This is a genomic window from Paraburkholderia pallida, from assembly GCF_004524855.1.
In the GTDB taxonomy this organism is placed as follows: domain Bacteria; phylum Pseudomonadota; class Gammaproteobacteria; order Burkholderiales; family Burkholderiaceae; genus Paraburkholderia; species Paraburkholderia oxyphila.
In genome coordinates, this window is record NZ_CP038150.1 from 1539514 (window position 1) to 1566014 (window position 26501).

The 26501-nt window shown below is 66.3% G+C and carries 19 protein-coding genes; 13 read left to right on the plus strand and 6 right to left on the minus strand.

Going from position 1 to position 26501, the window contains the following annotated elements; translation table 11 throughout:
- Nucleotides 1-15: 15 nt before the first annotated feature.
- Nucleotides 16-1230 (minus strand): MFS transporter, encoded by a 1215-nt coding sequence (locus E1956_RS33345; RefSeq protein WP_134757220.1) that lies wholly within the window; start codon nucleotides 1228-1230, stop codon nucleotides 16-18.
- A 422-nt stretch (nucleotides 1231-1652) separates the two neighbouring features.
- Between E1956_RS33345 and E1956_RS33350 the strand changes: the two genes are divergently transcribed.
- Nucleotides 1653-2570 (plus strand): LysR family transcriptional regulator, encoded by a 918-nt coding sequence (locus E1956_RS33350; RefSeq protein ID WP_134757222.1) that lies wholly within the window; start codon nucleotides 1653-1655, stop codon nucleotides 2568-2570.
- A 160-nt stretch (nucleotides 2571-2730) separates the two neighbouring features.
- Here E1956_RS33350 and E1956_RS33355 read toward each other — a convergent pair whose 3' ends face one another.
- Nucleotides 2731-4320: an MFS transporter gene (locus E1956_RS33355; protein WP_134757224.1), complete on the minus strand. Its 1590-nt coding sequence runs from the start codon at nucleotides 4318-4320 to the stop codon at nucleotides 2731-2733.
- A 77-nt stretch (nucleotides 4321-4397) separates the two neighbouring features.
- On the opposite strand from E1956_RS33355, the gene E1956_RS33360 reads away from it, so the two are divergent.
- The 3 genes from E1956_RS33360 to E1956_RS33370 all read left to right on the plus strand — a co-directional run bounded on the left by E1956_RS33360 (nucleotide 4398) and on the right by E1956_RS33370 (nucleotide 8838).
- The gene (locus E1956_RS33360) at nucleotides 4398-5414 is read left to right on the plus strand and encodes an HlyD family secretion protein (RefSeq protein WP_232071964.1); all 1017 of its coding nucleotides are present in this window, start codon (nucleotides 4398-4400) and stop codon (nucleotides 5412-5414) included.
- A complete protein-coding gene (locus tag E1956_RS33365; protein WP_134757226.1) occupies nucleotides 5411-6907 on the plus strand; it encodes an efflux transporter outer membrane subunit in 1497 nt (498 codons plus the stop codon). Before E1956_RS33360 ends, E1956_RS33365 begins: the two co-directional genes overlap by 4 nt.
- Nucleotides 6908-7140: 233 nt before the next feature.
- Nucleotides 7141-8838, plus strand: coding sequence for an FAD-dependent oxidoreductase (locus tag E1956_RS33370; protein ID WP_134757228.1), 1698 nt, complete (start codon nucleotides 7141-7143; stop codon nucleotides 8836-8838).
- 677 nt (nucleotides 8839-9515) lie between these two features.
- Here the strand turns inward: E1956_RS33370 and E1956_RS33375 are convergent.
- Nucleotides 9516-11096, minus strand: coding sequence for a Na+/H+ antiporter (locus tag E1956_RS33375; RefSeq protein ID WP_134757230.1), 1581 nt, complete (start codon nucleotides 11094-11096; stop codon nucleotides 9516-9518).
- Between the two features lie 49 nt (nucleotides 11097-11145).
- On the minus strand, nucleotides 11146-11421 hold the full coding sequence (locus E1956_RS33380; RefSeq protein ID WP_134757232.1) for a XapX domain-containing protein: 276 nt from the start codon (nucleotides 11419-11421) through the stop codon (nucleotides 11146-11148).
- A 292-nt stretch (nucleotides 11422-11713) separates the two neighbouring features.
- On the opposite strand from E1956_RS33380, the gene E1956_RS33385 reads away from it, so the two are divergent.
- Nucleotides 11714-12400: a hydrolase gene (locus tag E1956_RS33385; RefSeq protein WP_134757234.1), complete on the plus strand. Its 687-nt coding sequence runs from the start codon at nucleotides 11714-11716 to the stop codon at nucleotides 12398-12400.
- 91 nt (nucleotides 12401-12491) lie between these two features.
- Here the strand turns inward: E1956_RS33385 and E1956_RS33390 are convergent, their stop codons facing one another.
- The gene (locus E1956_RS33390; protein ID WP_134757236.1) at nucleotides 12492-13415 is read right to left on the minus strand and encodes a LysR family transcriptional regulator; all 924 of its coding nucleotides are present in this window, start codon (nucleotides 13413-13415) and stop codon (nucleotides 12492-12494) included.
- A gap of 143 nt (nucleotides 13416-13558) precedes the next feature.
- On the opposite strand from E1956_RS33390, the gene E1956_RS33395 reads away from it, so the two are divergent.
- The 7 genes from E1956_RS33395 (at nucleotide 13559) to E1956_RS33425 (ending at nucleotide 24730) form a co-directional block, all read left to right on the plus strand.
- Complete coding sequence (locus E1956_RS33395; protein ID WP_134757238.1) at nucleotides 13559-13726, plus strand: DUF1427 family protein; 168 nt, start codon at nucleotides 13559-13561, stop codon at nucleotides 13724-13726.
- Nucleotides 13727-13781: 55 nt separating this feature from the next.
- Nucleotides 13782-15674, plus strand: coding sequence for an amidohydrolase (locus E1956_RS33400; RefSeq protein WP_134757240.1), 1893 nt, complete (start codon nucleotides 13782-13784; stop codon nucleotides 15672-15674).
- A gap of 1 nt (nucleotide 15675) precedes the next feature.
- Nucleotides 15676-16122 carry a DoxX family protein gene (locus E1956_RS33405; protein ID WP_134757242.1) on the plus strand — a complete coding sequence of 149 codons (447 nt, stop codon included), beginning with the start codon at nucleotides 15676-15678 and terminating at the stop codon, nucleotides 16120-16122.
- Nucleotides 16123-16162: 40 nt separating this feature from the next.
- Nucleotides 16163-17077 carry a VOC family protein gene (locus E1956_RS33410; RefSeq protein WP_134757244.1) on the plus strand — a complete coding sequence of 305 codons (915 nt, stop codon included), beginning with the start codon at nucleotides 16163-16165 and terminating at the stop codon, nucleotides 17075-17077.
- Nucleotides 17074-17769, plus strand: a complete 696-nt coding sequence (locus tag E1956_RS33415; protein ID WP_134757246.1) for a YoaK family protein — start codon at nucleotides 17074-17076, stop codon at nucleotides 17767-17769. The genes E1956_RS33410 and E1956_RS33415 overlap by 4 nt, the downstream gene beginning before the upstream one ends.
- Nucleotides 17770-17879: 110 nt before the next feature.
- The gene (locus tag E1956_RS33420) at nucleotides 17880-19511 is read left to right on the plus strand and encodes an alginate export family protein (RefSeq protein ID WP_418789332.1); all 1632 of its coding nucleotides are present in this window, start codon (nucleotides 17880-17882) and stop codon (nucleotides 19509-19511) included.
- Nucleotides 19512-19543: 32 nt separating this feature from the next.
- A complete protein-coding gene (locus E1956_RS33425; protein WP_134757248.1) occupies nucleotides 19544-24730 on the plus strand; it encodes a trifunctional serine/threonine-protein kinase/ATP-binding protein/sensor histidine kinase in 5187 nt (1728 codons plus the stop codon).
- Nucleotides 24731-24785: 55 nt separating this feature from the next.
- Here E1956_RS33425 and E1956_RS33430 read toward each other — a convergent pair whose 3' ends face one another.
- Nucleotides 24786-25448: a response regulator transcription factor gene (locus tag E1956_RS33430; protein ID WP_134757250.1), complete on the minus strand. Its 663-nt coding sequence runs from the start codon at nucleotides 25446-25448 to the stop codon at nucleotides 24786-24788.
- 351 nt (nucleotides 25449-25799) lie between these two features.
- On the opposite strand from E1956_RS33430, the gene E1956_RS33435 reads away from it, so the two are divergent.
- Nucleotides 25800-26498 (plus strand): hydrolase, encoded by a 699-nt coding sequence (locus tag E1956_RS33435; RefSeq protein WP_134757252.1) that lies wholly within the window; start codon nucleotides 25800-25802, stop codon nucleotides 26496-26498.
- Nucleotides 26499-26501: the final 3 nt, after the last annotated feature.

Below are 26501 nucleotides of genomic sequence, written 5' to 3' on the forward strand. Positions count from 1 at the left end.
GCTCCCGAGGCGGGATCAGGCCTTGCCGTGCGCGTGCGGCCGGCCGATCAACAGAAAATGCACGAACGAGATGAGCGGGAAGGCCAGCGCCACGCTCGCCACGAGGGTCCAGCCGCCGTGCTCGTACAGCGTGCTCGCGAGCGCCGAGCCGATCGCGCCGCCCACGAAGATGCTCGTCATGTAGAGCGCGTTGAGGCGGCCGCGGCTAGGCGCATGCAGCCCGTAGATCTCGCGCTGGCCGAGGACCATGTTCATCTGCACGGCGAAGTCCAGCACGATGCCCGTGACGACGAGGCCATACACGCCGAAGGCCGGATGGATGAGCGCGGGTGCGAACGACAGCGCGCCGGCCACCAGAGCGATGAAGGTGGCCCGCACGGAGTGGCCTGCATCGGCGAGACGGCCCGCGACCGGCGCGGAGGTGGCGCCGATGGCGCCCACCAGCGCAAACAGCGCGATGGCCGACTGCGACAGACCGTAGTGGCGCGTGAGCTCGATCGGCACGGCGGTCCAGAACAGGCTGAACGAGCCGAACATCAGGCCTTGATAGAGCGCGCGATGGCGCAGCACCGGCATCGTGCGCACGAGATGCAGCAGCGAGCCGATCAGCTCGGCATAGGTCGCCTTGTGCTCGGGCTGGCGCGGCGGAATCGTCAGGGCGAGGATGCTCGTGACGAGCGCCATCAGCACGGCGGCGGCGGCGAACACGAAGCGCCAGCCGAAGTGGTCCGCCACGAGGCTCGAGAGCGGGCGCGCGAGCAGGATGCCGAGCAGCAGGCCGCTCATGATCGTGCCGACGATACGCCCGCGCGCATGGTCCGGCGCGAGGTGCGCGGCCAGCGGGATCAGGATCTGCACGGCCACGGAGCTGAAGCCGATCAGGAACGACAACGCGAGAAACATGCCCGGCGCGTGCGCGAGCGAGGCGGCCCCGAGGCTCGCGATCGACACGAGCGCGGTTGTGACCATGAGCTTGCGGTTTTCGAGCAGGTCGCCGAGCGGCACGATGAAGAACAGGCCCAGCGCATAGCCGATCTGCGTGAGCGCGACGATCAGGCTCGCCGAGCCGGCGGACATGTGCAGCGACGGGCCGATCAATTCGGTGATCGGCTGCGCGTAGTACAGGTTCGCGACGATCGCGCCGCAACTGAACGCGAACAACGCGATGAGCCCCTGGGTGAGCTTGACGGCGTGCTTCTTGTCGTCAGCCGTGCTCGAGGGAGTGGACATGATGGCTCCTTGAACGATGAGGTCACTGTGGCGGGGTGGCCCGGCCGATGCTGCGGCGCGCCGGCTTGTTCGGCTGCGGCCGCGACCAGGGTCCCGCCCCCGCGACATCGGAAACGCTGTGGCGATGTCGACAGCGCAAAGCTTAGGGATCGTCGAACGCGGGCGGAATCCATCCGCGGCGCAATCGCCCGTTGCCTGCTGCGCAACGCAATGAAGATCGTGCGTCCAGCGCTGCCTTGCGCGAGCCCTTGCCGTGGCCCCGTGGCGGCTCGCTTTGCGGTGCCTGGCCTTACGCCGGGCTTGCTGGTCCGCATGCTTTGCAATGCTGAAAGAGTGTCATGGCGCGCCTGAAAAGTCTTGAATTCGGCCCTTAATTTGGGGGACGGTCTTGCACCACGGGCCGCGCTGGCATAATCGGGCTCATGGACAAGCTTCTCGCGCTCAATACGCTGCTCGAAGTCGCCGATGCGGGCGGCTTCGCCAAGGCCGCCCAGCGCCTCGGTGTCGCGACCTCGTCGGTCACGCGCCTGATGGACGCCCTCGAAGCCTCGCTCGGCACGGCGCTGCTCACGCGCACGCCGCGCCGCGTGAGCCTGACCGATGCGGGGGCGGCCTACGTGGAGCAGATCTCCAAGGTGCTCGACGACCTCGCGGAAGCCGACGAAAGCGTGCTCGACAGCGGCGACGCCCCGGCCGGCGCGCTGCGCATCACCGTGCCTTCGGTCTATAACCGCATCGTGCTCGCGCCGCATCTCGCGGCGTATCTGCGCGAATATCCGCGCGTGGCCCTCGACGTCGTGGTCACGGATCAGTTCGTGGACCTGGCCATCGAGCGCATCGACATCGCCGTGCGCATCGGATTGCCGTCGGGCGACCCCAATCTCATCGTGAAGAAGCTCGCCGACAACCCGCGTTGCATCGTTGCGAGCCACGACTATCTCGAGCGCGCGGGCATGCCGCGGCAGCCCGCCGAGCTGGCGGACCATGAATGCGTGCGCATTGCCTATGGCGGCAGCTATCGCGCGCGCCAGGTCTGGACGTTTTCGCGCGCAGAGGTGGAGGAGAAGGTCAACGTGCGCGGCCGCCTCATCTCCAACAACCTCGACATGTTGCTGGAAGCGGTGCTGGCGGGCCAGGGGCTCGCGTTGCTGCCCGCCTGGCTCGTGAGCGCGCAGATCCAGTCGGGCCGCCTGATGCATTGCTTTGCCGACTGGCGCGTGACGCCGCATAACGCCGACGCCATCGCCTATGCAGCGTATCTTCCCAATCGACGCCACTCGACCAAGGTGCGCGCCCTGCTCCAGTTCCTCGAAGCACGAGTGGGGCAGACGCTCGCCTAGTTCGCTCAGTTTGCTTAGGCCCGCGCGCGAATTCAGAACAATTCAGAAGCGCTTAATGTGCACACGCGCCGCGTGCTGTCACTATGAAGGGCCGCGTTGCATGTGCGCATCGAATGATCCCATTGCATGACGCGATGGCATGACCCCATGCCGCGCCGCGTCAGCCGCCGGGCTTCTTCGCGAGCAGCAGCGCGAGCGCGATGCCGGCCATCGCGCAGGCCGCGGCCAGCCGGTAGTTGTCCGCGAGCGCGAGGGTCACCGCCTGGGTCCGCACGGCATGGTCGAGCAGCGCGAGGCTGGCGGCGGGCGCGAGCGCCGGATTGCTCGCGAGCCAGGCGCCGCCCGCAGACGGCAGCGCGAGCAGCCGCTCGAGCGTGAGCGGATTGAGCGTATCGACATGCGCGCCGAGCAGGTTCGAATGGGTGGCTTCGAAGATGCGTTGCGTCAGCGCGAGCGAAGTCGTGCCGAGCTGGCCGCTGAAGAGGCGCGTCGTCTGCACCACGGCGCCGAAGGTCAGCGCGTGCTCGGCGGTGATGTGCTTGCCGAGGAAGTAGATGACCGAGGTGAGCACCATGGTCTGCCCGAGCGCCTGCAGTAGTTGCGAGGGAATGAAGTCGGGCTCGGCCCAGGCGCTCGTGATGGCCGTGCCGAGCGCGAAGGCGAGCGCCACGGCGGCGAAGCCGATCTTGATGAGGCGGCGCGCGTCGAAGCGCAACAGCAAGAACGCGACGGCGGGCGCGAACAGCGCTTGCGGCACGGCAATCCAGCGCAGCGTGTCGCCGACCTGAAGCGGCCGCAAGCCGTGAACGCTGGCGAGAAAGACGGATGGAATGAAGCTCGTGTTCAGCACGCAGAAACGCACGAGCCCGACGAGGACGATCAGGATCGTGATGTTACGCCGCAGGAACCAGTCGAGGCGGATGGCGGGGCGCGCCGAGCACAGCTGAATGGCGATCGAGCCGCCGAGCAGCAGGGCGCCCGCCCCCAGCATGAAGACGATAAAGGGCGACTGGAACCAGAACAGCCGCTCGCCCTGGTCGAGCGCGATCACGAGCGCCGTGAAGCCGCAGGCGCCCAGCAGCAGGCCCGCATAGTCGGGCGGCGCCTCGCGCTCGTGGGTGGGCTCGTCCTGCATCGCGAGGAGCAGGCAGAGCATGAAGGGCACGCAGAGCAGCGCGTTTTGCCAGAACAGCCAGTGCCAGCTCAGGTGCTCGCTATACCAGCCTTCGAGCGTCGCGGAGAGGTTCAGCGACGTCTCGAGGTTCATCGCATAGGCCGCGATGCCGAACGGAATCAGGCGCGGGGGCAGCGCGCGCGCGATGAAGCTCACGGTGGTGGGCACGAAGGCGCCCGAGGAGAGTCCCGCGCAGGTTTGCAGCAGGATGAAGACGCGAAAATGCGTGGCGAGCGGCAGCAGGAGTTCGGCGGCGAGAAAGATCGACGCGGCCACGAGGAGCACCCGCCGCACGCCGAAGACGAAGGCGGCCCACACGGCGATGGGCCCGACGAACATCTGCGCGGCGGTGAACGCGGTGTTGATCCATGAGCCGTCGTCGAAGCCCACGCTCAGCGCGCCGCGAATGTCGGCGAGACCGAGCGAGGTGATGCGCGAGGTCAGCGTGGAGATCATGGCGCCGAGCAGCACCGCGCCGATGGCCGCGAACGAGCGCCACGTCGGAATGGGCGCGCTGTTCGCCGGCGCGGCAGCGGCCGGGGCGAGAACGGCATGGGAGGAAACGGTGTCGGCCATCGCGGGGAAGAATCGGAAAATAGTAGTAGTACGAAGCAGATGTCGATCGATTATAGCCAGCCTTACCGGAGTGTGATGTGGAATCCGTACCGCCGAACGATAGCGCCCTGACGAAAAAGCATCTGCTCGTCATCGTCGGCTTTGCCGTCTTTGCGCTGCTGGTCGCGGCGCTGATGGTGCTCGCGTTTTCGGAAAACAACCACAGCACGGACGATGCCTATGTCACCGGGCACGTCCATCTGATTTCGCCGCGCGTGAACGGCACGGTCGAGCACGTGGTCGTGGACGACAACCAGTTCGTGCACGCGGGACAGGTGCTGGTCGAACTCGATCCGCGCGATTTCGACGTGCGCATTGCGCTCGAGCGCGCGCGCATTCTGCAGGCGCAGGGGGCCCAGCGCGGCGCAGAGGCCGCGATTGCCGAAGCGGAGGCCGCCATCGTCGCCGCGACGGCCGACGCGCGCAAAGCCACGCTCGACTACGAGCGCGCGAAGTCGCTCGTCTCGCAGACGCCGCGCGCGCTCTCGCAGCAGGAGTTCGACAACGCCAACGCGGCGTGGATAGCCGCGCGCTCGCAGGTGGACGCCGCCAACGCGCGTCTTGCGGCCGCGCGCGCCGCGCTGGTCGCGGCGCAGGCGCAGGAGGCCCAGGGCCACGCGAATCTGCGCGATGCGGACCTGCAGCGCGAGTATGCGTCGGTGGTCTCGCCCGTGGACGGCTATGTGGGGCGCAAGACCGTCGAGTCCGGGCAGCGCGTCTCGCCGGGCCAGCCCTTGCTCGCGATTGTCGAGCCCAACGTGTGGGTCGTCGCGAACTTCCGCGAGACCCAGCTCAAGCGCATCGCCGCGGGCGACCCCGCCGACGTGACGGTGGACGCCGAGCCCGGCGTCACGCTGCACGGCCGCGTGGACAGCCTCTCGCCCGCGACGGGCGCGCAATTCGCGCTGCTGCCGCCCGACAACGCCACCGGCAATTTCACCAAGGTCGTGCAGCGCCTGCCGGTCAAGATCGTCTTCGACCAGCCGCTGCCCGTGCGCCTCGCGCCGGGCCTGTCCGTGCACGCGAGCATCCTGCCTGCGGAGCACGCGCGATGACCCGCGGCGCAAAGGCCGCGGCGCTGGCCGTGCTGCTTTGCGCGTGCAGCGTGACACGCCACGAGGATCTGTCCGTGCCGATGGCGCCCGGATCATTCCGGCACGCCGCCCCGGCGAGCGGCGCGCAGGCGCTCGATAGCGGCTGGCCGGCCATGTTCGGCGACCCGGCGCTGGCGCGGCTCGTCGCGAAGGCGCTCGAACAAAACCTCGACATCAAGCAGGCCAACGCGCGCATCGATCTCGCGCGCGCGGCCGTGACCGCGAGCCGCGCGGACCTCATGCCGTCGATCGATGCGGGCGGCGGCTACTCGCGCAGCCGCGTCTCGGGCACCGTCGACAATGCGTTGCCCAAGCGCACGATGCGCACGTGGGCGGTGGCCGCCGACGTGAGCTACACGGTGGACTGGACCGGTGCGCTGCGCGGCGAAGCGGCGGCGGCGGAATCGAACGCGGTGGCCGCCGAAGCGGACGCCGACGCCGCGAAGCTGCGCGTGGCGACGGAAGTCGCGGCCGACTACCTGACGGTGCACTACGTGGACGAGGACATCGCCGCGCTCGAACGCAACGTGGCGCTGCGCGAGACGGCCTTGAAGCTCGTGGAGGCGCGCGCGCAAGTGGGCCGGTCGAGCGACCTCGACGTGCTGCGTGCGCGCACGGAATGGCAGACGACGCGCGCCGAGCTCACGGAAAGCCGGCGCTTGCGCGAGAACCTTGTCGATGCGATGGCGGCATTGCTCGGTCAATCGGCGGCGTCGTTCGTGCTGACCGGCGCGAGCAGCGCCGAGACCGCGCCGGCGCTCGCGCCCGCGACTGCGACTGCGACTGCACCTGCGACTGCGCTGGCGATGCCGGCCGTCCCCGTGGGCCTGCCGGCGGACGTGCTGGCGCGGCGGCCGGATCTCTATGCGGCGGGACGCCGACTCGACGCGGCGGCGTGGACCGTTGGCGTGGCGCGCACGGCATGGCTGCCCCAGTTGACGCTGACGGCCGATGGCGGATTCGCGAGCCGCAGCCTCGCCGATTTTCTCGAGCGCAACAGCTCGCTGTGGGGGCTGGCCGCCTCCGTTGCGCTGCCGTTCTTCGATGGCGGACGGCGCGACGCGGCGCTGGCTTCCGCGCAGGCCCGCTACGTGCTGGCCGAAGCGTCGTACCGCAGCGTGGCGTACGACGCGCTGCGCGAAGTCCAGGACGCGCTCAACGATATCGCGGCCGAGCGCGAGCGCATCGCGGCCTACGACGACGCGGTCGCGACCTCGGACCAGGTCGCGAGCCTGTCACGCCGGCGCTATGCGCTTGGGTATGTCGACTATTTCGAAGTCGTCGATTCGGATCGCGATGCGTTGTCGATCGAACGCGATGCCATCCATGCGCGCCAGGCGCTGGCGGTGGCGACGGTGGGCCTCGTGCGCGCGCTGGGCGGCGGCTGGTCCGCGCCCGCTCGGGCAGGGGTGGCCGAAGCCGATGCTGCTTCGGCTCGCCCGACTTCGCAGTGAGACTACGCGCGAAGCCACCGCAATAGAAGCCGCAGCGAGCGCAAGCGCGCCTTGCGCGGCACGCAACGCATCGCGAGGAACCGGCACGGTGCGCCTGGCATCGAACCGGCGTTCTCTTCAGAACAATTCAGTCTTCGGTAACACTTTTCACGCAAGAGGTGGCTACCATCGAGACTGCAACTGAACATGGCCGGCGGGCACGAGCGTTACCCGTGCGGCAGGCGAGGTATCAAATGAAAGACCCAGGCAACACCGGCGCAAGCCCCCTCGAATCCGAAGCACCGTTTTCGTCCCTTGAGCACCGGCAGCACCAGATGTTTCCGCGACTTTCCCGTGCGGAGATCGAGAGCGCGACGCGCTTTGGACGCCCGAGATCGTTCAAGGCGGGCGATTTGATATTCCAGACGGGGCGCGTTTCGGAAGGGTTGTTCATTCTGTTGCGCGGCTGCGTGCGGATCTATTCACGCGACCCGCAAGGGCGCATGACGCTCGTGACGGAGCACCACGACGGGCATTTCATGGCTGAAATGGCCCAGCTCACGGGCAAGCCCTCGCTCGTGGACGCCATTGCGGTGAGCGATTGCGAGACACTGGTCCTCCAGCCGGACCAACTGCGCTCGCTCATCATCGCGGATGCACAGCTTGGCGAGCACATCATGCGCGCATTGATCCTGAGGCGGCTGGGGCTCATCGAGCAGGGGCTTGGCCCCATCATCGTCGGACATGGCGACGACGCACGGCTGGTTCGACTGCAGGGGTTCTTGCGCCGCAACGCCCATCCTGCCGCGGTGATCGACGCCCGAAACGATTCGGAGGCCGTACGGTTGCTTGCGGGTTTGACCTCGAAGCCCGACGATTTCCCGCTGGTATTTTGCCCTGACGGATCGGTCCTGAGGGCGCCGGACGAAGCGGAGCTTGCCACACGGCTGGGCTTGATGCCGACCTTTTGCGCGTCGCAGTGCTATGACATCGCGATTATCGGGGCTGGCCCTGCGGGCCTGGCGGCGGCGGTTTATGCGGCCTCGGAGGGGCTATCGGTGGTGGTGTTCGACCGGCGCGCACCGGGAGGGCAGGCGGGCGCGAGCGCGCGCATCGAGAACTACCTGGGCTTTCCCACTGGGATATCGGGACAGGCGTTGGCGGCGCGTGCGTTTCAGCAGGCATTGAAATTTGGTGCTCACGTGGCGATACCGACTGAGGTCGCGTGTATCACGCGATCAGAGGACCGCTTCACGCTGGAGCTTTCCGATGGGCAGCGCGTGCGTGCGCGCACGGTTGTGGCCGCGAGTGGTGCGGCGTACCGGAGGCCTTCCGTGCCGGGATTCGAGCATTTCGAAGGGTGTGGGCTCTATTATTGGGCTTCGCCTATTGAGGCGCGGCTCGTTAAGGGGCGTGACATTGTGCTTGTGGGGGGCGGTAACTCTGCAGGGCAGGCTGTCGTGTTTCTTGCGAACTTTGCGAAGAGTGTGCGGGTGCTGATACGTGGGCGTGGTCTGGAGGCTACGATGTCGCGCTATCTGATCGATCGGATTAGTGCTCTGCACAATGTATCGGTTTGTCCGGATTGCACGCTTGAAGCGCTTGAAGCTGATGAGGGCGGGCTGGCTCGTATCCGGATTCGGCATCGGGAGACGGGTAGTGAGGTCGTTGAGACGCGGCATCTCTTTTTGTTTATCGGTGCGGATCCCAAGACCGACTGGCTGGCGTCCAGTGGCGTTCAGTTGGATGAACGCGGGTTTGTGATTGCCGGGCCGGCTGCTGACGGTGATGGTTCTGGGCGCTTTCCGTTGGAGACTAGCGTGCCGGGGTTGTTTGCTATAGGGGATGTCAGGGCTGGCGCGCCCAAGCGCGTGGCCGCCGCCGTCGGGGATGGCGCCGCCGTGGTGGGGCAGATCCATGCCTGGCTGGATAAGGTGGATTCATGTAAGTAGGAATCCTGTCGGTTTACTTTTTTTGCGCTTTCGCGCTCTGGAATGTTGGCCTTAACTTGTATTCGCGGCGGGCCGCAAGCGTTGCCCCTGTGCGGGGCGGCACCTACTTTTCTTTGCCGCGGCAAAGAAAAGTAGGCAAAAGAAAGCCGCTCAAACCGCCAGTGTGACGCCGTTCACCACTGCCCTTTCAATCGGAGTGGCTCCGGGGCATCCGTCACCTCGCACACTCCGCGTTAGTGACAAGGGGCTCATCCTTCCCGCCACGCGCTACGCGCGGGCGGAAGGGTCTGCAAGAAAACCGGGCGTGCTGGCTGGCGAATGCGTGGTCGAACGCCGATCGAATACGCTGGAGTACTACGAATACGCGTGAATTCGGCTGGTTTTGGATATACCCCACGGCGCGCGGAGCGCCGCCGGATGGATGAGCCCTTAGTCACTCCGGCGGGTAGTACGTGATGACAGACGCTCCGGAGCCGCTCCGATAAACAGGGCAGTGGGGGACTGCGTCACACTAGCGGTGTGAGCCGCTTTCTTTTGCCTACTTTTCTTTGCGGCTGCAAAGAAAAGTAGGTGCCGCCCCGCACAGGGGCAACGCCTGCGGCCCGCCGCGAAACCAAGTTAAGGCCAACGGCCAAAGATCAAAGCTCAAAGATCAGCCTAAAAAAGGCCAGCCCGCTTCAGGGCTCAAGCAACGTCACCAACCTCAACTCTTCAAAATCGAGCTCAGACTCAATACGATGCAACACAGCATCATCAACCTTCCCATCGCGATGCAACCCCAGCAGCGCCTCCCGCGACACTCCAACGAGCTGAAGCTCGACCTTCAAGAATCTCGCACGATGCTCGACCCTTTCCGCACCGGAAGCATGCGCGTTCTCATTAGCGGAAACCCGAATCCGATACTCAGCAAACAGCCGGTCGAGCGTCGTGCGCTCCACCCCGGAAGCCCGCTCGCCAATCCCCTCGAGCGCAGCAAGCGACGCCCCAAACGTATGCGCCCGCGCCTCATGCTCCGACATGGTATGCCGCGCAGCAGGCCGCAACTTGAGCACCTTGATCAACGTCGCAAGACTCCCGCCCTGCAACACCAGCGTAGCGATAATCAGCAAGAACGTACTGAAGATAATCAGGTCACGCCCAGGAAACGCAGCCGGCAAAGCCAGCGCCGCTGCAAGACTCACGACGCCGCGCATGCCGGCCCATCCCAGCACGACAGCCTCGGCGAACGACCACGCCCGCCTTCCCGCGCGTTTCGCCCTGAGGCGCCCCGGCAGCCATATCGCCGCGAACACCCACACGAGCCGCGCAACAACAGCCGCCAGCGTAGCCGGCAACGCAACCCACAAGCCCGCAATCAACACGGTGCTTTCATGATTGACGCGCGCAAGAATCCCATGCAACGCCAAACCGATCAAAATGAAGACGAGCGCGTCGAGCACGAATACGATCGCTTCCCAGGTCGCCTTCGCCTTGATCCGCATGCCCGCATCGAACACACGATGCTGCCGCACGCCAAGCACGAGTCCGCACGTCACGACCGATAGCACGCCCGAGCCGCCAAGCGCTTCCGCAATGCCGTAGCTCGCCCACGCCATCAGGAAGGTCACGACAATGCCGAGCATCGTGTCGTGCAGGCGCGGCAGCACCCAGCACATCGCCTGGCCGCACATGAGGCCGAGCGCAATGCCAATCAGCGTCAGCGAGAAGAACGTGCCCGTCGCGCTCGCGACCGTGATCGTGGTGGCCAGCGCGGCCGAAACCGCCATCTGGTAAAGCAGCAGGCCCGATGCGTCATTCACGAGACTCTCGCCTTCCAGCACGGCCACGAGCCGCGCGGGCAGCGGATAGCGCTGCAAGATCGCCTTCGCGGCAACGGCATCGGGCGGCGAGACGATCGCGCCCAGCGCAAAGCAGGCGGCCCAGGGCAAGCCCGGGTTGCAGGCATGCACGACCACGGCCACCGCGACCGTCGTGAACACCACCGCGCCCAGCACGAGTGAAACGATCGTGCCAATCTCGTCGCGGAATTCCTTCCACGCCGTATAGAACGAACTCGACATCAGCAGCGGCGGCAACACCGCCGCAAGCAGCAGGTTCGGGTCCATGTCCGGCACGCGCTTGCCCGCCACGGCAATCACGCAGCCGCCCAGCAACAGCACGACGGCGGGCGGGATGGCGATGCGCTCGGCAAGCCAGGTCAATGCGCCCGCGCCGCAGATCAGGAGCAGCAGGTAATGAAACAGCTCGACGTTGCTCATCGGCGTGCGGACAAATTACGCAACGCGTCAACCGGTGATCGAGGATGCCTCACGATGAGTGCTCGTCCCGTCGGGCGACATCGGGCAGGTGCGCGCCCGGCAGCGAGCCGAACATGTGCTGGCTGCACTTGGCCTCGCGCCACGCTGCGCCGAGCTTGAGGCCCGATAGCATGCGCCGGATGAGCGGCAGGATCTGCTCTCCGGCCAGCATGCCGAGCAGGCCCACGAGCGCAATGGTGGGCGGGGCCGGCGATTGCACGCTGATCGCGGCGTAGACGACGCCGGCAAGGATGCCGGCACAGAGCGAAAGAATATACGGTTTCATGGTGCGGGCTTCGTTGATGACCTAAGCGTGACAGACACAACACGGCAATTTTGCCCAAAGCGTATCGGGTTTCGCTAATTAAGAATAGGCGAATTCAGGTCTTTTAAGGCGATTTAACGGATAACTTTTGGAATCGTATTAATTCCATTTCTTGGGTGTTCTTTCGCCGTATTTCCGTGTCAAATGGCGGCAGCTGGATGAGCACTCCCCCCAGCGCAATGCACTATGGACCCGGCGTCGTCATTGCGACGACACGGTCTCATTTCTTTTCGACTCATAGGACATACGCGTCATGAGCAATCCGAAGCTTGAAGTACTCACTCCGCAAAACAGCCAGCTGATCATCATCGATCAACAGCCGCAAATGGCCTTTGGCGTGCAGTCGATCGACCGCCAGACGCTCAAGAACAACGTCGTCGGTCTGGCCAAGGCGGCCAAGGTGTTCGAGATCCCGACCACGATCACGACCGTCGAGTCGGAAAGCTTCTCGGGCTTCACGTATCCCGAGGTGCTCGACGTGTTCCCGAACCAGAAGACGCTCGAGCGCACCTCGATGAACTCGTGGGACGACCAGAAGGTGCGCGACGCGCTCGCCGCGAACGGCCGCAAGAAGGTGGTCGTGGCAGGTCTGTGGACCGAGGTCTGCAATACGACGTTCGCGCTGTGCGCGATGCTCGAAGGCGGCTACGAGATCTACATGGTCGCCGACGCGTCGGGCGGCACGTCCAAGGACGCGCACGACTACGCGATGCAGCGCATGATTCAGGCGGGCGTCGTGCCTGTCACCTGGCAGCAGGTCCTGCTCGAATGGCAACGCGACTGGGCGCGCCGCGAGACCTATGACGCTGTCATGGCGATCGCCAAGGAACACTCGGGCGCCTACGGCATGGGCATCGACTACGCCTACACGATGGTCCACAAGGCACCGCAGCGCACGGCCACGACCCATGAGTCGCAACCGGCGGTCCCCGCGCGCTAAGCGCGTGTCTCGCTTCTGCACGAGCCGTTGCGGCGCGTTCCTCGCGAGCGCGCCGCAACAGCAGCCCCACACGGCACGCGGCCGCGTGCGCTCAACGCTCGGACATGGCCCACGGAGCGTCGGCCAGATGCTCGACGAGATAGTCGAGCAGCGCGGTCACGCGCGCGGTGCGCAACATGCCGGGCGGGGTGAGCAGGTGTACATCGATGTCCGCAATGGCCCAGTCGCGCATGACGTGCTCGAGCTCGCCACGCTGGAGCGCCTCCCACACGAGAAACTCCGGTTGCAGCGCGAGGCCGTGGCCGGCGATCAGCGCGGGCACGATGGCGTCCGCATTGTTGGAGCGGATGCGTCCGCGCACCGGCACCGCATATTCTTCGCCCGAGGCCGCGTTGTGGAAGCGCCAGAACTCCGGCGTCGGCGTGTTCATGTAGGTGAGGCTCGCATGGTGCTCGAGATCGCGCGGGTGAGTTGGCCGCCCATGCCGTTCGAGGTAGGCGGGCGCCGCCACGAGTGGCCGGCGCACCGCGCACAGGCGGCGCGCGCGCAGCGTCGAATCGTCGAGCTCGGCAATGCGGATCGCCACGTCGAATCCGCCCGCCACGACGTCGATCAACTGGTCGGTGAGCGTGAGCTCGACGTCCACGCCCGGGAAGCGCTCGATAAAGGCGGGCAGCAACGGCGAGAGATAGCGCAGGCCGAACGACATCGGCGCATTCATGCGGATCACGCCGTGCGGCTCGATCGCCAGCGCCGACGCCTCGCTCTCGAACACTTCGGCATTCGCGAGCAGTTCGACCACGCGCTCGCGCAACAGCTCTCCGGTAGGCGTGAGCGAGAGTTTTCGCGTCGTGCGGTACAGCAGCATGGTGCCGAGCCGTTGCTCGAGTCGGGCAATGGCCTTGGAGACGGTGGGCTGCGAGATGCCGAGCAGCTCGGCGGCTTTCGCGAACGAGCCGGTTTCGGCGACGCGCGAAAAGATGGCCCAGGCTTCAAGGTCAGGAAGATTTTGCATGTTGGCAATCGAGTCGACAGAACGTCTGATGGGCCTGCCGCGGCACTGGGGAGAACCCCATGCCGGCGGGGGCGAGCAGATGGACCCGGAGGCGCAAACCGGGATGCAATGACCTGCATTCTAATCGTTCGGAGACCGATCGTATGCAAGCGTATTTGGTATCACTCGGCGCGGGCGTGCTGATAGGCGTGATCTATAGCGTGATCAAGGTCCGCTCGCCCGCACCGCCGCTGATCGCTCTTGTCGGCCTGTTCGGCATGCTGGTCGGCGCACAGGCCGTGCCGCTAGTCAAGCAGTGGCTCGGCTTTTAATCGAATTCAGAGAATCTGGCGAATTGAGCCTCTTTAGCCCAGGAAGGAAACGCACATGAGCGCAACCGGCACCCAACCCGATCTTATTCTGCATAACGGACGATTCACGACACTCGACCGTTCGAACCCGATCGCCTCAGCCGTGGCGATCGCCAATGGCCGCTTCGTTGCCGTGGGCAGCGATGCCGACGTCATGCCGCTCGCGGTCGACTCGACCCGCGTCGTCGACCTGGGCGGCCGGTCCGCTATGCCGGGTCTGATCGACAATCACTTGCATTTGATCCGCGGCGGCCTGAACTACAACATGGAGCTGCGCTGGGACGGCGTGCGCTCGCTCGCGGTGGCGATGGAGATGCTCAAGCAGCAGGTGGCCATCACGCCCGCGCCGCAATGGGTGCGCGTGGTGGGCGGCTTCACCGAGCATCAGTTCGAAGAGAAGCGCCTGCCGACCATCGAGGAGCTCAACGCGGTCGCCCCCGATACGCCCGTGTTCATCCTCCATCTCTACGATCGCGCGCTGCTCAACGCTGCCGCGCTGCGTGTGGTCGGCTATACGAAGGACACGCCGGAGCCCCCGGGCGGCAAGATTCTGCGTGACAGCTCGGGCAATCCCACGGGCCTCCTGCTCGCGAATCCGAATGCATCGATCCTGTACGCGACGCTCGCGAAAGGGCCGAAGCTGCCGTTCGAGTATCAGTACAACTCGACGCGCCACTTCATGCGCGAGCTGAACCGCCTGGGCGTGACCGGCGTGATCGATGCGGGCGGCGGCTCGCAGAATTACCCGGACGATTACGAAGTCATCCGCAAGCTGCACGAAGCGGACGAAATGACGGTGCGGATCGCGTACAACCTCTTTACGCAGAAGCCGAAGGCAGAGAAGGAAGACTTCCTGAACTGGACCAGCACCACCAGGTATCACGACGGCACCGATTACTTCCGCCACAACGGCGCGGGCGAGATGCTGGTGTTTTCGGCGGCCGACTTCGAGGACTTCCGCGTCGCGCGTCCCGAGCTGCCGCCCGAGATGGAAGGCGAGCTCGAAGGCGTGATCCGCGTGCTCGCGCAGAATCGCTGGCCGTGGCGTCTGCACGCGACCTATGACGAGACCATCAGCCGCGCGCTGGACGTCTACGAGAAGGTCAACAAGGACATCCCGCTCGAAGGGATCAACTGGTTCTTCGACCACGCCGAAACCGTTTCCGAGCGCTCGATGGATCGCATCGCCGCGCTCGGCGGCGGCATCGCGGTCCAGCACCGGATGGCCTATCAGGGCGAGTACTTCGTCGAGCGCTACGGCGCGGAGGCGGCGCAAGCCACGCCGCCCGTCGCGAAGATGCTGGAGAAGGGCCTCAAGGTCTCGGCCGGCACCGACGCCACGCGCGTGGCCTCGTATAACCCGTGGGTCTCGCTCGCGTGGCTCGTGAGCGGCAAGACGGTCGCCGGCATGCGCCTGTATCCGCAGCGCAACCTGCTCGACCGCGAGACGGCCCTGCGCATGTGGACCGAGTACGTCACCTGGTTCTCGAACGAAGAGGGCAAGAAAGGCCGCATCGCGGTCGGTCAGCTCGCCGACCTGATGGTGCCGGACCGCGACTTCTTCGCGTGCGCCGAGGACGATATTCCCCACACCACCGCGTTGCTCACGGTGGTGGGCGGCAAGATCGTCTGGGGCGCGGGCCCGTTCTCGCAGCACGATGCGCCGATTCCGGCCGCGATGCCGGACTGGTCGCCGGTGCGCACGTATGGTGGCTACGGCGGCTGGGGCGCGACCCAGCGCGAGGGCGCGCCGCTTCAGCGTGCCGCCGCGGCAGCCGCGTCGTGCGGCTGCGCGAGCGCTTGCAACGTGCATGGCCACGCGCACGCAACCGCATGGAGCAGCGCGTTGCCGACCGCGGACGCGAAGGGCTTCTGGGGCGCCTTCGGCTGTGCCTGCTGGGCCGTTTGAGATGGCGGTATCGACCGGCCGCCGCGACCCGGCGTGGGTCCGCGCGCTCCTCGCGCAGCCGTGGGTCGCGCCGCTCGTGCGCCTCGCGCTGGTGTCCGCCTGGCTGATCGGCGGCATCGACAAGGCGCTGCACTTCGATCAAGCGATCGCCGAGCAGGCGCATTTCGGCCTGCATCCGCCCGCGCTCTGGGCGGCGTTCGCGGTCGCGGTCGAGATCGGCGGTTCGCTGTGCGTCGTGTTTCGCCGCTTCACGTGGATCGGCGCGGGCGGCCTCGGCGTGCTGACCGTCGTCGCGATGCTGGTCGCCAACGACTTCTGGAATCACACGGGCGCCGCCCGCTTCATGGCGCTCAACAGCTTTTTCGAGCACCTGGGCTTGATCGCGGCACTCGTGCTTGCGACCATGCTCGGCGATGCGAACGGCGCGGCCAGCGACAGCCTCGCCTGATCGATCGAACAATACAATGAATCAACAAGGAAAACCCGTTATGAAAGCCTTTCGCTCCGCACTGCTCGCCGTGATGATCGCGAGCGGTCTCGTCGCCGCGCCCGCCGCGTTCGCGAAGCCGCCCGTGCCGGCAGTCGAGGCGCCCTATGTCGCCGTTGCCGCGCAGTACGACACGACGCACGTCTATGTCGCGCCGGAGGACTTCGACAAATTCACCGATAGCTTCGTCGCGACGTTCGGCGGCAGCAAGTCGAAGGAAGGCGTCTTCCAGGTCACGCCGACGCCTAGCCAGACGATGTCGCAACTCGTGTTCACGCCGTCGGGCACGATCTCCGTGTTCGGCTTCAAGACGCCGATTCCGTATCCGTTCGGTGAGGAGCGCACGGGCTACCTCGTGACCGACATGGACGCGGCGGTGAAGTCGGCGCGCGCACTGGGCGCCGATGTGATCGTCGACACCTTCCCCGATCCGATCGGGCGCGACGCCATCGTCTCGTGGCCGGGCGGCCTCAAGATGCAGCTTTACTGGCATACCCAGGCGCCGCACTACGACGCGCTGCAGACCGTGCCCGAGAACCGGGTCTACGTGTCGGCGCAGAACCTGCACAAGCTCGTTCATGCCTTCGTGAAGTTCTCGCACGGCAAGGTGGTGTCCGATGTGGCCAACGCGCCTGGCGTCGAAATCGGCCGGCCGGGCGACACCTATCGCCGCGTCCGTATCGAATCGGGCTTCGGCAAGATGACCGTGCTCGTGACGGACGGCCATCTGCCCTATCCGTTCGGGCGCGAAGTGACGGGCTACCAGGTGCCCGATCTCGCCGCGACGCTGCAAAAGGCGCAGGCGGCCGGTGTGAAGGTGCTCGTGCAGCCGTTCACGTCGGACGGCCGCGATGCGGCGATCGTCGAATTCCCGGGCGGCTATATCGCCGAGATTCACGCCATCGCAGCGAAATGAAATCGGAGGACACGATCCTCGCCGCGATCGCCGGCTTCGTCGACACGCTGAGCTTCGTCGCGCTGTTCGGGTTGTTCACCGCGCACGTGACCGGCAACTTCGTGCTGATCGGCGCCGGCGTCGCGGGCTTTGGCCGCGGCGTGCTCCTGAAGCTCATCGTGTTTCCGGCGTTCATCGGCGGCGTGGTCGTCAGCAGTTTGCTGGTCCGGTCGTTGTCCGCTCGACATGCGCGCCACGGCGCGCGCCTGCTCCACACGGTGCAGGCCCTGCTCATGCTCGGCTTTTGCCTCACCGGCGTCTGGGCCGAGCCGGTTGGCGAGCCCGACAGCCTGCCGGTCATCCTGGCCGGCATTGTCGGCGCATTCGCCATGGGCGTGCAGAACGCCCATCCGCGTCTGATCCCGCGACCGGGCGTGCCGAATACCGTGATGACGGGCAACGTCACGCAAGCGATCCTCGACGTGGTCGACATGCTCAGCGCCAGCGTTGCCGAGAGCGTACGCGCGGCGGCGCGCGCACGCTTCACGAAGATGATGCCGGCCATTGCCGCATTCGCGCTCGGCGCGGCGGCGGGCGCGCTGGGCTGGCGCTACGCGGGATTCTGGGCGCTGCTCGCACCGGCTGGCGCGCTCGCGGGTCTCGCGCTGGGCACGGGCGAATGCGAGCGCGCAGCCAACGCGGGGCACGCATGAAGCGCGATGGCGGCAAGGGGGAGCGCGCGCGCCGCGTCCGCCACACAGGCAGGGCGCGCGCGGATAAACACAGGCCGATAACGGCCATTGCAAGGGAATACACGGTGTCGATGACGATACACGGGAGACGATTCGAAAAAGCCGCGCGCGTCACGGCCATCGCCGGATTGATGTGGACGGCCGCCGACGCGGCGTACGCGGATACGCCTGCGCAAAGCGCCGCCGGCGTGAGCGTCGTGGCGGAGGGTGCCAACGCGGCCGCGGGTATGCCCACGAACACGGCAACGAACACGGCAACGAATGCGGCCGCCGATACGGCCGCCGATACGGCCGCGAGCACAGCAACGAATGTGGCCGCCGATACGGCCGCGAATACCGCAACGAATACCGCAGCCGCCACGGCGGCGCCCGCGAGCGCCAGCACCTGCAACGCCAAGCGCCCCGCCGTGATGTTCAACCGCTGGCAGGAAGACTGGTCGGTGCTCGCGAATCCGTGCGTGCCGCGCAAGCCGCTCGACAGCCTCAAGTACATCCCGCTCGGCGGCGATCCCTCGTCTTACCTGTCGCTCGGCGTGAACCTGCGCGAGCGCATGGAGACCAATAACGCGGCGCTGTTCGGCATCGGCTCCGCACAGTCGGACACGTATCTGATCCAGCGCGTCGAGGTCCATGCCGATGCGCATCTCGCCGAGCACTGGCAGTTCTTCTTCCAGCTCGAGGACGCGCGCGCGTGGGGCAAGAACGTCATCACGCCGGTGGACAAGAACCCGCTCGACATCGAGCAGGCGTTCGTCACTTACACCAACTCGGTCGGCGGCGGCACCTTCAAGTTTCGCGTGGGCCGCCAGGAGATGGCCTTCGACTTGCAGCGCTTCATCTCCGTGCGCGACGGCCCGAACGTGCGTCAGGCCTTCGACGCGCTCTGGGCCGACTACGAGTACCACAAGTGGCGCTTTATCGCCTACGCGACCCAGCCCGTGCAGTACCGCTATGCGACCCCGTTCGACGACGTGTCGAACCGCGATCTCACCTTCAGCGGCGTGCGCTTCGAGCGCCAGTCGGTGGGGCCGGGCGACCTGTCCGGCTACTGGTCGCGCTACAACCGCAGCAATGGGCAATACCTCGACGCGCACGGCCCCGAGCGGCGCGACGTCTGGGACCTCCGCTACACGGGCACGCATGGGCGCTTCGATTGGGACGTCGAAGGCATGTTGCAGACGGGGACCGTCGGCAACAGCACGATTGCCGCGTGGGCAATGGGCTCGATCGCGGGCTACAAGCTCGACACCGCATGGTCGCCGCGCGTTGCCGTGCAGATCGACGCGGCCTCGGGTGACCCGCATCCGCATGACGGCCGGATCGAGACTTTCAATCCGCTGTTTCCGAACGGCTACTACTTCACGCTCGCGGGCTACACGGGCTATACGAACCTCATACACATCAAGCCGTCCATCACGCTCAATCCGACCAGCAAGCTCGCGCTGCTCGGCTCGCTCGGCTTCCAGTGGCGCGAGACGACCGGCGACGCCGTGTACCAGCAGGGCATGCAGGTCGTGCCGGGCACCGCGGGCAAGGGCAGTTTATGGACCGGCATGTATGTCCAGTTGCGCGCCGACTGGACGATCGCGGCGAACCTGATCGGCTCGGTCGAAGCCGTGCACTTCCAGGTGGGGAACTCGCTGCGCCAGGCGGGCGGCCACAATGCCGATTACGCCGGCGTCGAGCTCAAGTACGGCTGGTAGCAAAACATGTGACGTGTGACAGGTGACCGGCGATGGCGGAAAGCGAACTCTATCCTGCTGAGGACGGCGCAGTCTGGAACGAAGCGCGCTATGCGCGGGCGAAGCCGCGCTTTCTCGGCGCGTTGGGCAACGTCGCGGAGTTCAGCCTGGTCGAGCCCGCCACCGGAGCGCAATGGCGCGCGCGGCAAACCACATGGGCGTTCGGCGCCCGCTGCCGGCAGTTCGAGCTCGAGTACACCCTGCGCGACCAGCTTGGGCCGGACTGGGCCGTGAGGCCATGCGCGCTGATCCGCGCAAGCGACGGACCGGTGCTGATCTACGCCGAGCCCTTCGGCTCGACACTCGACGAGCTCGCACGCGGCGGACTGTCGATTGCGCAGGTGCTGCGCTTCGCAGCGGGCATGGCGCACGCGCTTGCGCACCTGCACGCCCTTTCGTTCGTGCATGGCGACGTGCGGCCCGCCAATTTCGTGCAGGCCGCGAATGGCGCCATTCTCATACGCTCGTTCCTGAACACGCACTCGCCGCACGAGAACGTGCCGGCCGAGCAGTCGCTCGACGGCGTTGCGGCGCCCTACGCGGCGCCCGAGCGTACGGGCACCGGGCAAACCTACGTTGACGAACGCAGCGACCTCTATTCGCTCGGCGTCGCCCTCTTCGAGCTGCTCGCGGGCACGCTGCCGTTCAAGGCCGACACGGCGGCGCAATGGCTGCATGCGCACCTCGCGATCCAGCCCGCGCCGTCGTGGCAGTTCCGCGCGGGGGTGCCGGCCATGCTCGACGAGGTGATCGCCAGGCTGCTCGCGAAGGAGGCCTGCGAGCGCTATCAGTCGGCCGAAGCGCTGCGCCAGGACCTGCTTCACATGCAGGCGCAATGGGACGCGGCGGGCACCATCGCGCGCTTCGAGGTCGCCCGCGGCGAGCGGCTCGTGCGCGCGGGGAACGAGACCTCGCTGATCGGCAGGCAGGCCGAGGTCGCGCAACTGCTCAAGGCCTACAGCGCGGTGGTGCAGTCGGCCCAGCCGCGCATCGTGCTGATCGAAGGCGCGCCCGGCGCGGGCAAGACCGTGTTGGCCACGGAGTTCAGAAAGCGCTTGCTGCCCGCGTCATGGTGGGCGGCGGCGAAGGCGAATCCGTACCAGGCCGCGCAACCTTACGCGCCGGTCGTGCAGGCGTTGAAGTCGCTCTGCCTGAACGTGGTCGGCAAGGGCGGCGCCGCGCTTGCCGAGTGGAGCGCGCGCCTGAGCCGCTACGCGGGCGACTACCTGAACCTGCTGGTGCGGCTCGTCCCCGAAGTGGAGCTCGTGGTGGGCCGGCGCCACGCCGGCGGCGATCCCGGCGACGATGCGCCGGCGCGCCGCGTTCAGCTCGCGCTGATCCAGGCGTTGCGCGCGTTCGCGTCCGAGGCCGCGCCGCTCGTCGTGATGCTCGACGACCTGCAATGGGCCGACGAAGCCACGCTCGACTTTATCGTGACCGTGGCCGCCGAACGGCCGCCGAATCTGCTGCTCGTCGCGATGTGCCGTAGCGAAGATCCGACCCAGAGCGGTCCGTTCCGGAACTTCGTCGCGTGCACCAGGAGCCAATACTCGCTAGTCATCACGCTCGCGCCGATGACCGCGCAAGACGTCGCGCAGATGATCTCCGCGCTGATCGGCGAGCCGCTGGCGCGCGTCGAGCGCCTTGCCCGCATCGTCCAGGCGCGAACGGGCGGCAATCCGTTCCATGTCCGGCAGCTCATGCGGGCGCTGTTCGACGAGCGCCTCATCCGCTTCGACGGCATGCGGCGCGAATGGACGTGGGACGACGCGGATATCGAGGCGCTGCGGCAAACGCAGAGTGTCGTCGACCTGATCTCGGCGCGGCTCGATCGGCTCGCGCCGGACGTGCGCGAGATCCTGACCTGGCTTGCCTGCATGGGCGCCCAGAACGACGAAGCCCTGCTGCGCCGCGTGTGCGGGCTGCCGGCGGTGGAGCTGCATTATCGGCTCGATGTGGCGCGCCGCGCAGGCGTGCTCGAGCCGCGCGACGGCGGCTGGTCCTTCGTGCACGACCGCGTGCTCGAAGCGGTGCAGACCCAGGCCGATCCCGCTGCGTGGCCCGCGCGGCATGCGGCGGTAGCGATGGCCATGATCGATCTGCATGCCGATCGAATCGGGCCGGCCGCACTCGAGATCGCCGCGCAGATCGAGCTGGCCAAAGGGGCGCCGCTGAGCCGCACCGAGGCGCAGGCGTTTGCCGGCGTGCTGGCCGAGGCGGCCGGGCGCGCCATCGTGGCCGCCGCGCGCGATCGCGCGCTGGCTTTTCTCGCACTGGCCGGCGAGCTGCTTGGCGAGGACCGCTGGACCACGCACTACGAACTGGCGAGCAGGATCGCGCTGCTGCGCAGCGAGAGCCTGCTCGCCGTGGGCTGCCTCGACCAGGCGGCGCCCGAGATCGACGCGCTCATGGCGCACATGCGCTCGGACATCGATCAGGCGGAGGCGCATCGTCTCAAGGCGGCGATGTACACCGTGCGCTCGGACTACGCGGCGGCGGTGGACGTCGCGCTCGAGGGACTCGCGCGTCTGGGCGTGCATCTTCCGCGGTGGCCTTCGGCGGACGACCTGCTCGCGGCGCGCGATGCGGTCAGGGATGCGCTCGACGGCCGCCCGATCGCGGATCTCGTGCATCTGCCACGCATGGACGATGCGCGCATCGAAGCCGTGATGGCCTTGCTGACGGCACTGGAAGCCGCGATGTTCGAGCCGAGCGGCCTCGCGTTGCTGCATTTCGCCACCGTGGTCCGGCTGACGTTGCAGCACGGCGTGACCGGCGCTTCCGTGCAGGGCTTGTCGTGGTTCGGCGTCTATATCGCGCAGACCTACGGTGACTACGAGGAGGGGTTCGAGTATGCGCAGGTGGCCCTTGCGCTCGTGAACCATCACGGCTTCGAGCGCTATCGCGCCGCGACGCTGATCGCGCTGGACCAGGTGAGCGTGTGGACTCGGCCGCTGTCCTGGGCGCTCGCAAGGGCGCGCGAGGCGAAGGCCGCCGGCAACCTCAGCGCCGAGCTGCGCTGGATGTGCTACAGCTGCAACCACATCGTGTCGGATCTGATCGCCTCGGGCGAGCCGTTGCCGAAGATCCGCGAGGAGATCAAGCCGCTGCTGGACGTGGCGCGCGGCGCGGCGTATCGCGACATCGTCGACCTGCTGGCGACGCAAGCGGAATTCGTCGCGTCGCTCTGCAAGGGCAAGGGCGTGCCGATCGGCTCATGGCAGGCCGCGGACGTCGAGAGCCGCGCTGCGTTGAACGCGCCGGCCCCGTCGGCTTCATCGACACAAGCGCCGGCGCGCATGCCGGTGCTGGCCTTCTGGACGCTCGTGCTGCGCGGGCAGTCCGCATTCCTGTTCGAAGACCTCGAGGTGGCGCTGGCCTCGTTCCGGGAGGCGCGGGACTACGCATGGTCGACGCCCGCGCACATCATGCTCTCGGATTACCGGCTCTACAGCGCGCTCACGCTCATCTACGCGCATCCGGACTCGGCAGGCGAGGCGCCTTTGACGGCCGCGCTCGCGGACCATCGCGACCAACTCGCGATCTGGGCCGCGCTCAACCCCGGCACGTTCCAGAACAAGCTCACGTTGATCGACGCCGAGTTCGCGCGCATCGCCGGCAATCATCTGGAAGCCATGAAGCAGTACGAAGCATCGGCGAACATGGCCGCGGCGGCGGGCTTCGTGCACGAACAGGCGCTGGCGCACGAGCTGGCGGGACGCCACGCGGCCGGCCTCGAGTTGACGGGCGTGGCGCGCTATCACTTGCGGCTAGCCAATGCCTGCTACAAGCGCTGGGGCGCGCTCGCCAAGGCGGCCCAGCTCGAACAGAAGTACGCCTTTCTCGCCATCGACGACGTGACCGCGCCGCGCCTGCATGCCGCCTACGGACGGGACGACCTCGATTTCATGGCCGCGATGCACACGGCGCAGTCGCTCTCCGAGGAGATCATTCTCGAGCGGCTGATCCAGAATCTGATGAAGGGCATGATCGTGCATGCGGGCGCCCGTTACGGGCTGCTCCTGCTGATGCGCCGGGGCGCATTGCAGATCGAGGCCACGGGCAGGGTGGTGAACGGCGAAGTGCTCGTCGATATCGGCACGGCGCCGCCGACCGACCGGCACATTCCGCTCTCGATCCTGAATACGGTCGTGCATACGAAGAAGCCGCTGGTGTTCGACGATGCGCAAACGGAGGGCGAGGCCGCGCATGCCGAGAGCCTGGCCCTGCACCCGGCGCGCTCGGTGTTCTGCTTGCCGCTGCTGAAGCAGGGCACGCTGATTGGCGTGCTCTACCTCGAGAACGCTCTCGTGCATCGCGTGTTCACGCCCGCGAAGACGGCCATGCTCGAAGTGCTCGCGCCGCAGGCGGCCAACTCGCTCGAAGCCGCGCGGCTCTATGCCGAGCTCGTGGAGGAAAACGCGCGCCGCCAGGCAACCGAGGCGGCGCTGGGCCGTGCGCGGGCGACACTGTCGCGCACGGCGCAGATGACGGTGCTGGGCGAAATGGCGGCCTCGATCGCCCATGAGATCAATCAGCCGCTCACGAGCATCATTTCGAGCGTGGGCGCCGGTGTGCGCTGGCTCAAGAGCGGCAAGCCCGATTGCCTGGAGGCGGTGTTGTCGAACCTCGAGGACATCCGCACCGCGGGCCTGCGCGCCGCCGACATCGTGCGTGCCTTGCGGTCGCTCGCCAAGCAGTCGCCGGTGGCGCTCGTGCCCCTGAAAATCGACGACGTGCTGCGCGAGATGCTCGAGCTGACCGCGATGGAAATCGACACGAAGCGCGTGGTGCTGCACACCGAGCTCAACGCCGATCTGCTGGAGGTGCTCGCCGACCGCACGCAGATCCAGCAGGTGGTCTTGAACTTGATCACCAACGCGCTCGACGCGATGGACGGCGCGCGAGACACGAAGGGGGTGCGCAAGCTGCAAGTGAGGTCGCAATGCGAAGGCAGTTGGGTCGTTGTCAGCGTATCGGACAGCGGCTGCGGCATTGCCCCCGACATTGCCGAATCCATTTTCGAGCCGTTTTTCACGACCAAGGAGCGCGGCATGGGTATGGGCCTCGCCATCTGCCAGTCGATCATGGAGGCGCATGGCGGCACGCTGCACGTGCGCGATCACGTGCCCGCCGGATCGACATTCGTGTTCAAGCTGCCGATCGCGTATTCGGGTTAGGGCGCTGAATCAGGGTTCCGCCGGGGGTGGCGCGCGCGACGGCACGCGGATGCGTTCACGTGCCGTGCGGCTTGATCCCCAGGGCCTCGGCCTGGCGAACGAGGTCGGGCAGCGTGCGCGCCTGCATTTTGCGCATCACCTGAGCGCGGTGCACTTTCACCGTGATCTCGTGGATATTCAAGTCCGCCGCGATCTGCTTGTTCATCTTGCCGGTAATGACGAATGCCATCACTTCGCGCTCCCGGGCAGTCAGCAGTGCATATGCACTGCGCAGGCCGGCGAGCGAGCGTTGCGCGTCCAGACGCTTTGCGTCGGTGCGTAGCGCTTCGGTGACGGCATCGACCATGTCCTCCTCGAGATACGGCTTGGTGAGGAAATTCATGGCGCCGCGCTTCATGGCCTTGACCGACATCTGCACGTCGCCATAGCCCGTCATGAAGAGGATGGGGATCGAAAGGCCGACGCTCGCGGCTTCTTCCTGAAACGCGAGACCGCTCTCGCCGCGCAGGCGCACGTCGAGCACGAGACAACTCGGCACCTCGGGCCGCTCGAACGCGAGGAACTCACGCGGTGAGGCGAACGTCTCGACCCGCAGTCCCTCGGAGCGCAGCAGCGATCCGAGCGAGCGGCGTAGCAATTCGTCGTCGTCCACGACGTAGACGATGCTATCGCTGGGCACTGAGCTGTTTGTCGCGTGCAATTCGCTTGCGCCATTCATACGGTAATCCTTTGCCAGGACCCAGCCGCGCTGGACCCCATCACATTGACGTTCTGGAATTCTAAGTCAGTTCGGCGACGAGCGGATGCGCTCGCGCGTGGAATCCGCTATCGGATTCAAGCGATTTTACGGGGTTAAAGCGTATTAAAAAAATCATCGTCATATTATTGGCCTGAATTAAGAACGATTTACTACGGGATACGGGATCTGGCTGCCTAGACTCAGCGTTACGGTGGACGCGCGCTTTACGCCAGGTTCGCGCCAATCCAGTCCGCCGAATACCGCGCGACGCCACGATGAACGGCATCGTCGGGTTCCTCTGTGAGTGATTCGTTGAATTGGGGTTGAGTCATGCGTAATCCGAAACTGGAAGTTTTGACGCCGCAAAACAGTCAGATGATCTTTATCGATCTGCAGCCGCAGATGGCGATGGGCGTGCAATCGATCGACCGCCAGACGCTGAAAAACAACGTCGTCGGGCTGGCCAAGGCCGCGAAGGTATTCAACATTCCCACCACCCTCACCACGGTCGAAACCGAGAGTTTTTCCGGCTATGCCTTTCCGGAGCTACTCGATGTGTTTCCCGATCATCCCGTGCTCGAACGCTCGTCCATGAACTCGTGGGACGACCAGAAAGTGCGCGACGCCCTCGCGAAGAATGGCCGGAAAAAAGTGGTCGTGGCCGGCCTGTGGACCGAGGTGTGCAACGACACGTTCGCGCTGTGCGCCATGGACGAAGGTGCCTACGAGATCTACATGGTGGCCGACGCTTCGGGGGGCACGTCGAAGGACGCTCACGAGTACGCGATGCAGCGGCTGATTCAGGCCGGCGTGGTGCCCGTGACGTGGCAGCAGGTGATGCTCGAATGGCAGCGCGACTGGGCACGCCAGGAGACCTATGCTCCGGTGATGGATATTGTCCGCGAGCACTCGGGCGCGTACGGTATGGGTGTCGACTACGCGTACACGATGGTCCACAAGCGGGACCAGCGCACCAAAGTCAGGCACGAGGTGCTCGCACCCGTGCCGGCCCCGATCGCGAATAAATAGCCT

What these genes read in the sequence shown, in the direction of transcription:
- E1956_RS33380 (WP_134757232.1), bottom strand. Translation starts at nt 11,421, where the DNA reads ATGAAACCGTATATTCTTTCGCTCTGTGCCGGCATCCTTGCCGGCGTC.
- E1956_RS33430 (WP_134757250.1), bottom strand. Translation starts at nt 25,448, where the DNA reads ATGAATGGCGCAAGCGAATTGCACGCGACAAACAGCTCAGTGCCCAGC.
- E1956_RS33410 (WP_134757244.1), top strand. Translation starts at nt 16,163, where the DNA reads ATGAAAGCCTTTCGCTCCGCACTGCTCGCCGTGATGATCGCGAGCGGT.
- E1956_RS33370 (WP_134757228.1), top strand. Translation starts at nt 7,141, where the DNA reads ATGAAAGACCCAGGCAACACCGGCGCAAGCCCCCTCGAATCCGAAGCA.
- E1956_RS33405 (WP_134757242.1), top strand. Translation starts at nt 15,676, where the DNA reads ATGGCGGTATCGACCGGCCGCCGCGACCCGGCGTGGGTCCGCGCGCTC.
- E1956_RS33400 (WP_134757240.1), top strand. Translation starts at nt 13,782, where the DNA reads ATGAGCGCAACCGGCACCCAACCCGATCTTATTCTGCATAACGGACGA.
- E1956_RS33375 (WP_134757230.1), bottom strand. Translation starts at nt 11,096, where the DNA reads ATGAGCAACGTCGAGCTGTTTCATTACCTGCTGCTCCTGATCTGCGGC.
- E1956_RS33365 (WP_134757226.1), top strand. Translation starts at nt 5,411, where the DNA reads ATGACCCGCGGCGCAAAGGCCGCGGCGCTGGCCGTGCTGCTTTGCGCG.
- E1956_RS33390 (WP_134757236.1), bottom strand. Translation starts at nt 13,415, where the DNA reads ATGCAAAATCTTCCTGACCTTGAAGCCTGGGCCATCTTTTCGCGCGTC.
- E1956_RS33395 (WP_134757238.1), top strand. Translation starts at nt 13,559, where the DNA reads ATGCAAGCGTATTTGGTATCACTCGGCGCGGGCGTGCTGATAGGCGTG.
- E1956_RS33345 (WP_134757220.1), bottom strand. Translation starts at nt 1,230, where the DNA reads ATGTCCACTCCCTCGAGCACGGCTGACGACAAGAAGCACGCCGTCAAG.
- E1956_RS33425 (WP_134757248.1), top strand. Translation starts at nt 19,544, where the DNA reads ATGGCGGAAAGCGAACTCTATCCTGCTGAGGACGGCGCAGTCTGGAAC.
- E1956_RS33355 (WP_134757224.1), bottom strand. Translation starts at nt 4,320, where the DNA reads ATGGCCGACACCGTTTCCTCCCATGCCGTTCTCGCCCCGGCCGCTGCC.
- E1956_RS33350 (WP_134757222.1), top strand. Translation starts at nt 1,653, where the DNA reads ATGGACAAGCTTCTCGCGCTCAATACGCTGCTCGAAGTCGCCGATGCG.
- E1956_RS33435 (WP_134757252.1), top strand. Translation starts at nt 25,800, where the DNA reads ATGCGTAATCCGAAACTGGAAGTTTTGACGCCGCAAAACAGTCAGATG.
- E1956_RS33420 (WP_418789332.1), top strand. Translation starts at nt 17,880, where the DNA reads ATGACGATACACGGGAGACGATTCGAAAAAGCCGCGCGCGTCACGGCC.
- E1956_RS33385 (WP_134757234.1), top strand. Translation starts at nt 11,714, where the DNA reads ATGAGCAATCCGAAGCTTGAAGTACTCACTCCGCAAAACAGCCAGCTG.
- E1956_RS33415 (WP_134757246.1), top strand. Translation starts at nt 17,074, where the DNA reads ATGAAATCGGAGGACACGATCCTCGCCGCGATCGCCGGCTTCGTCGAC.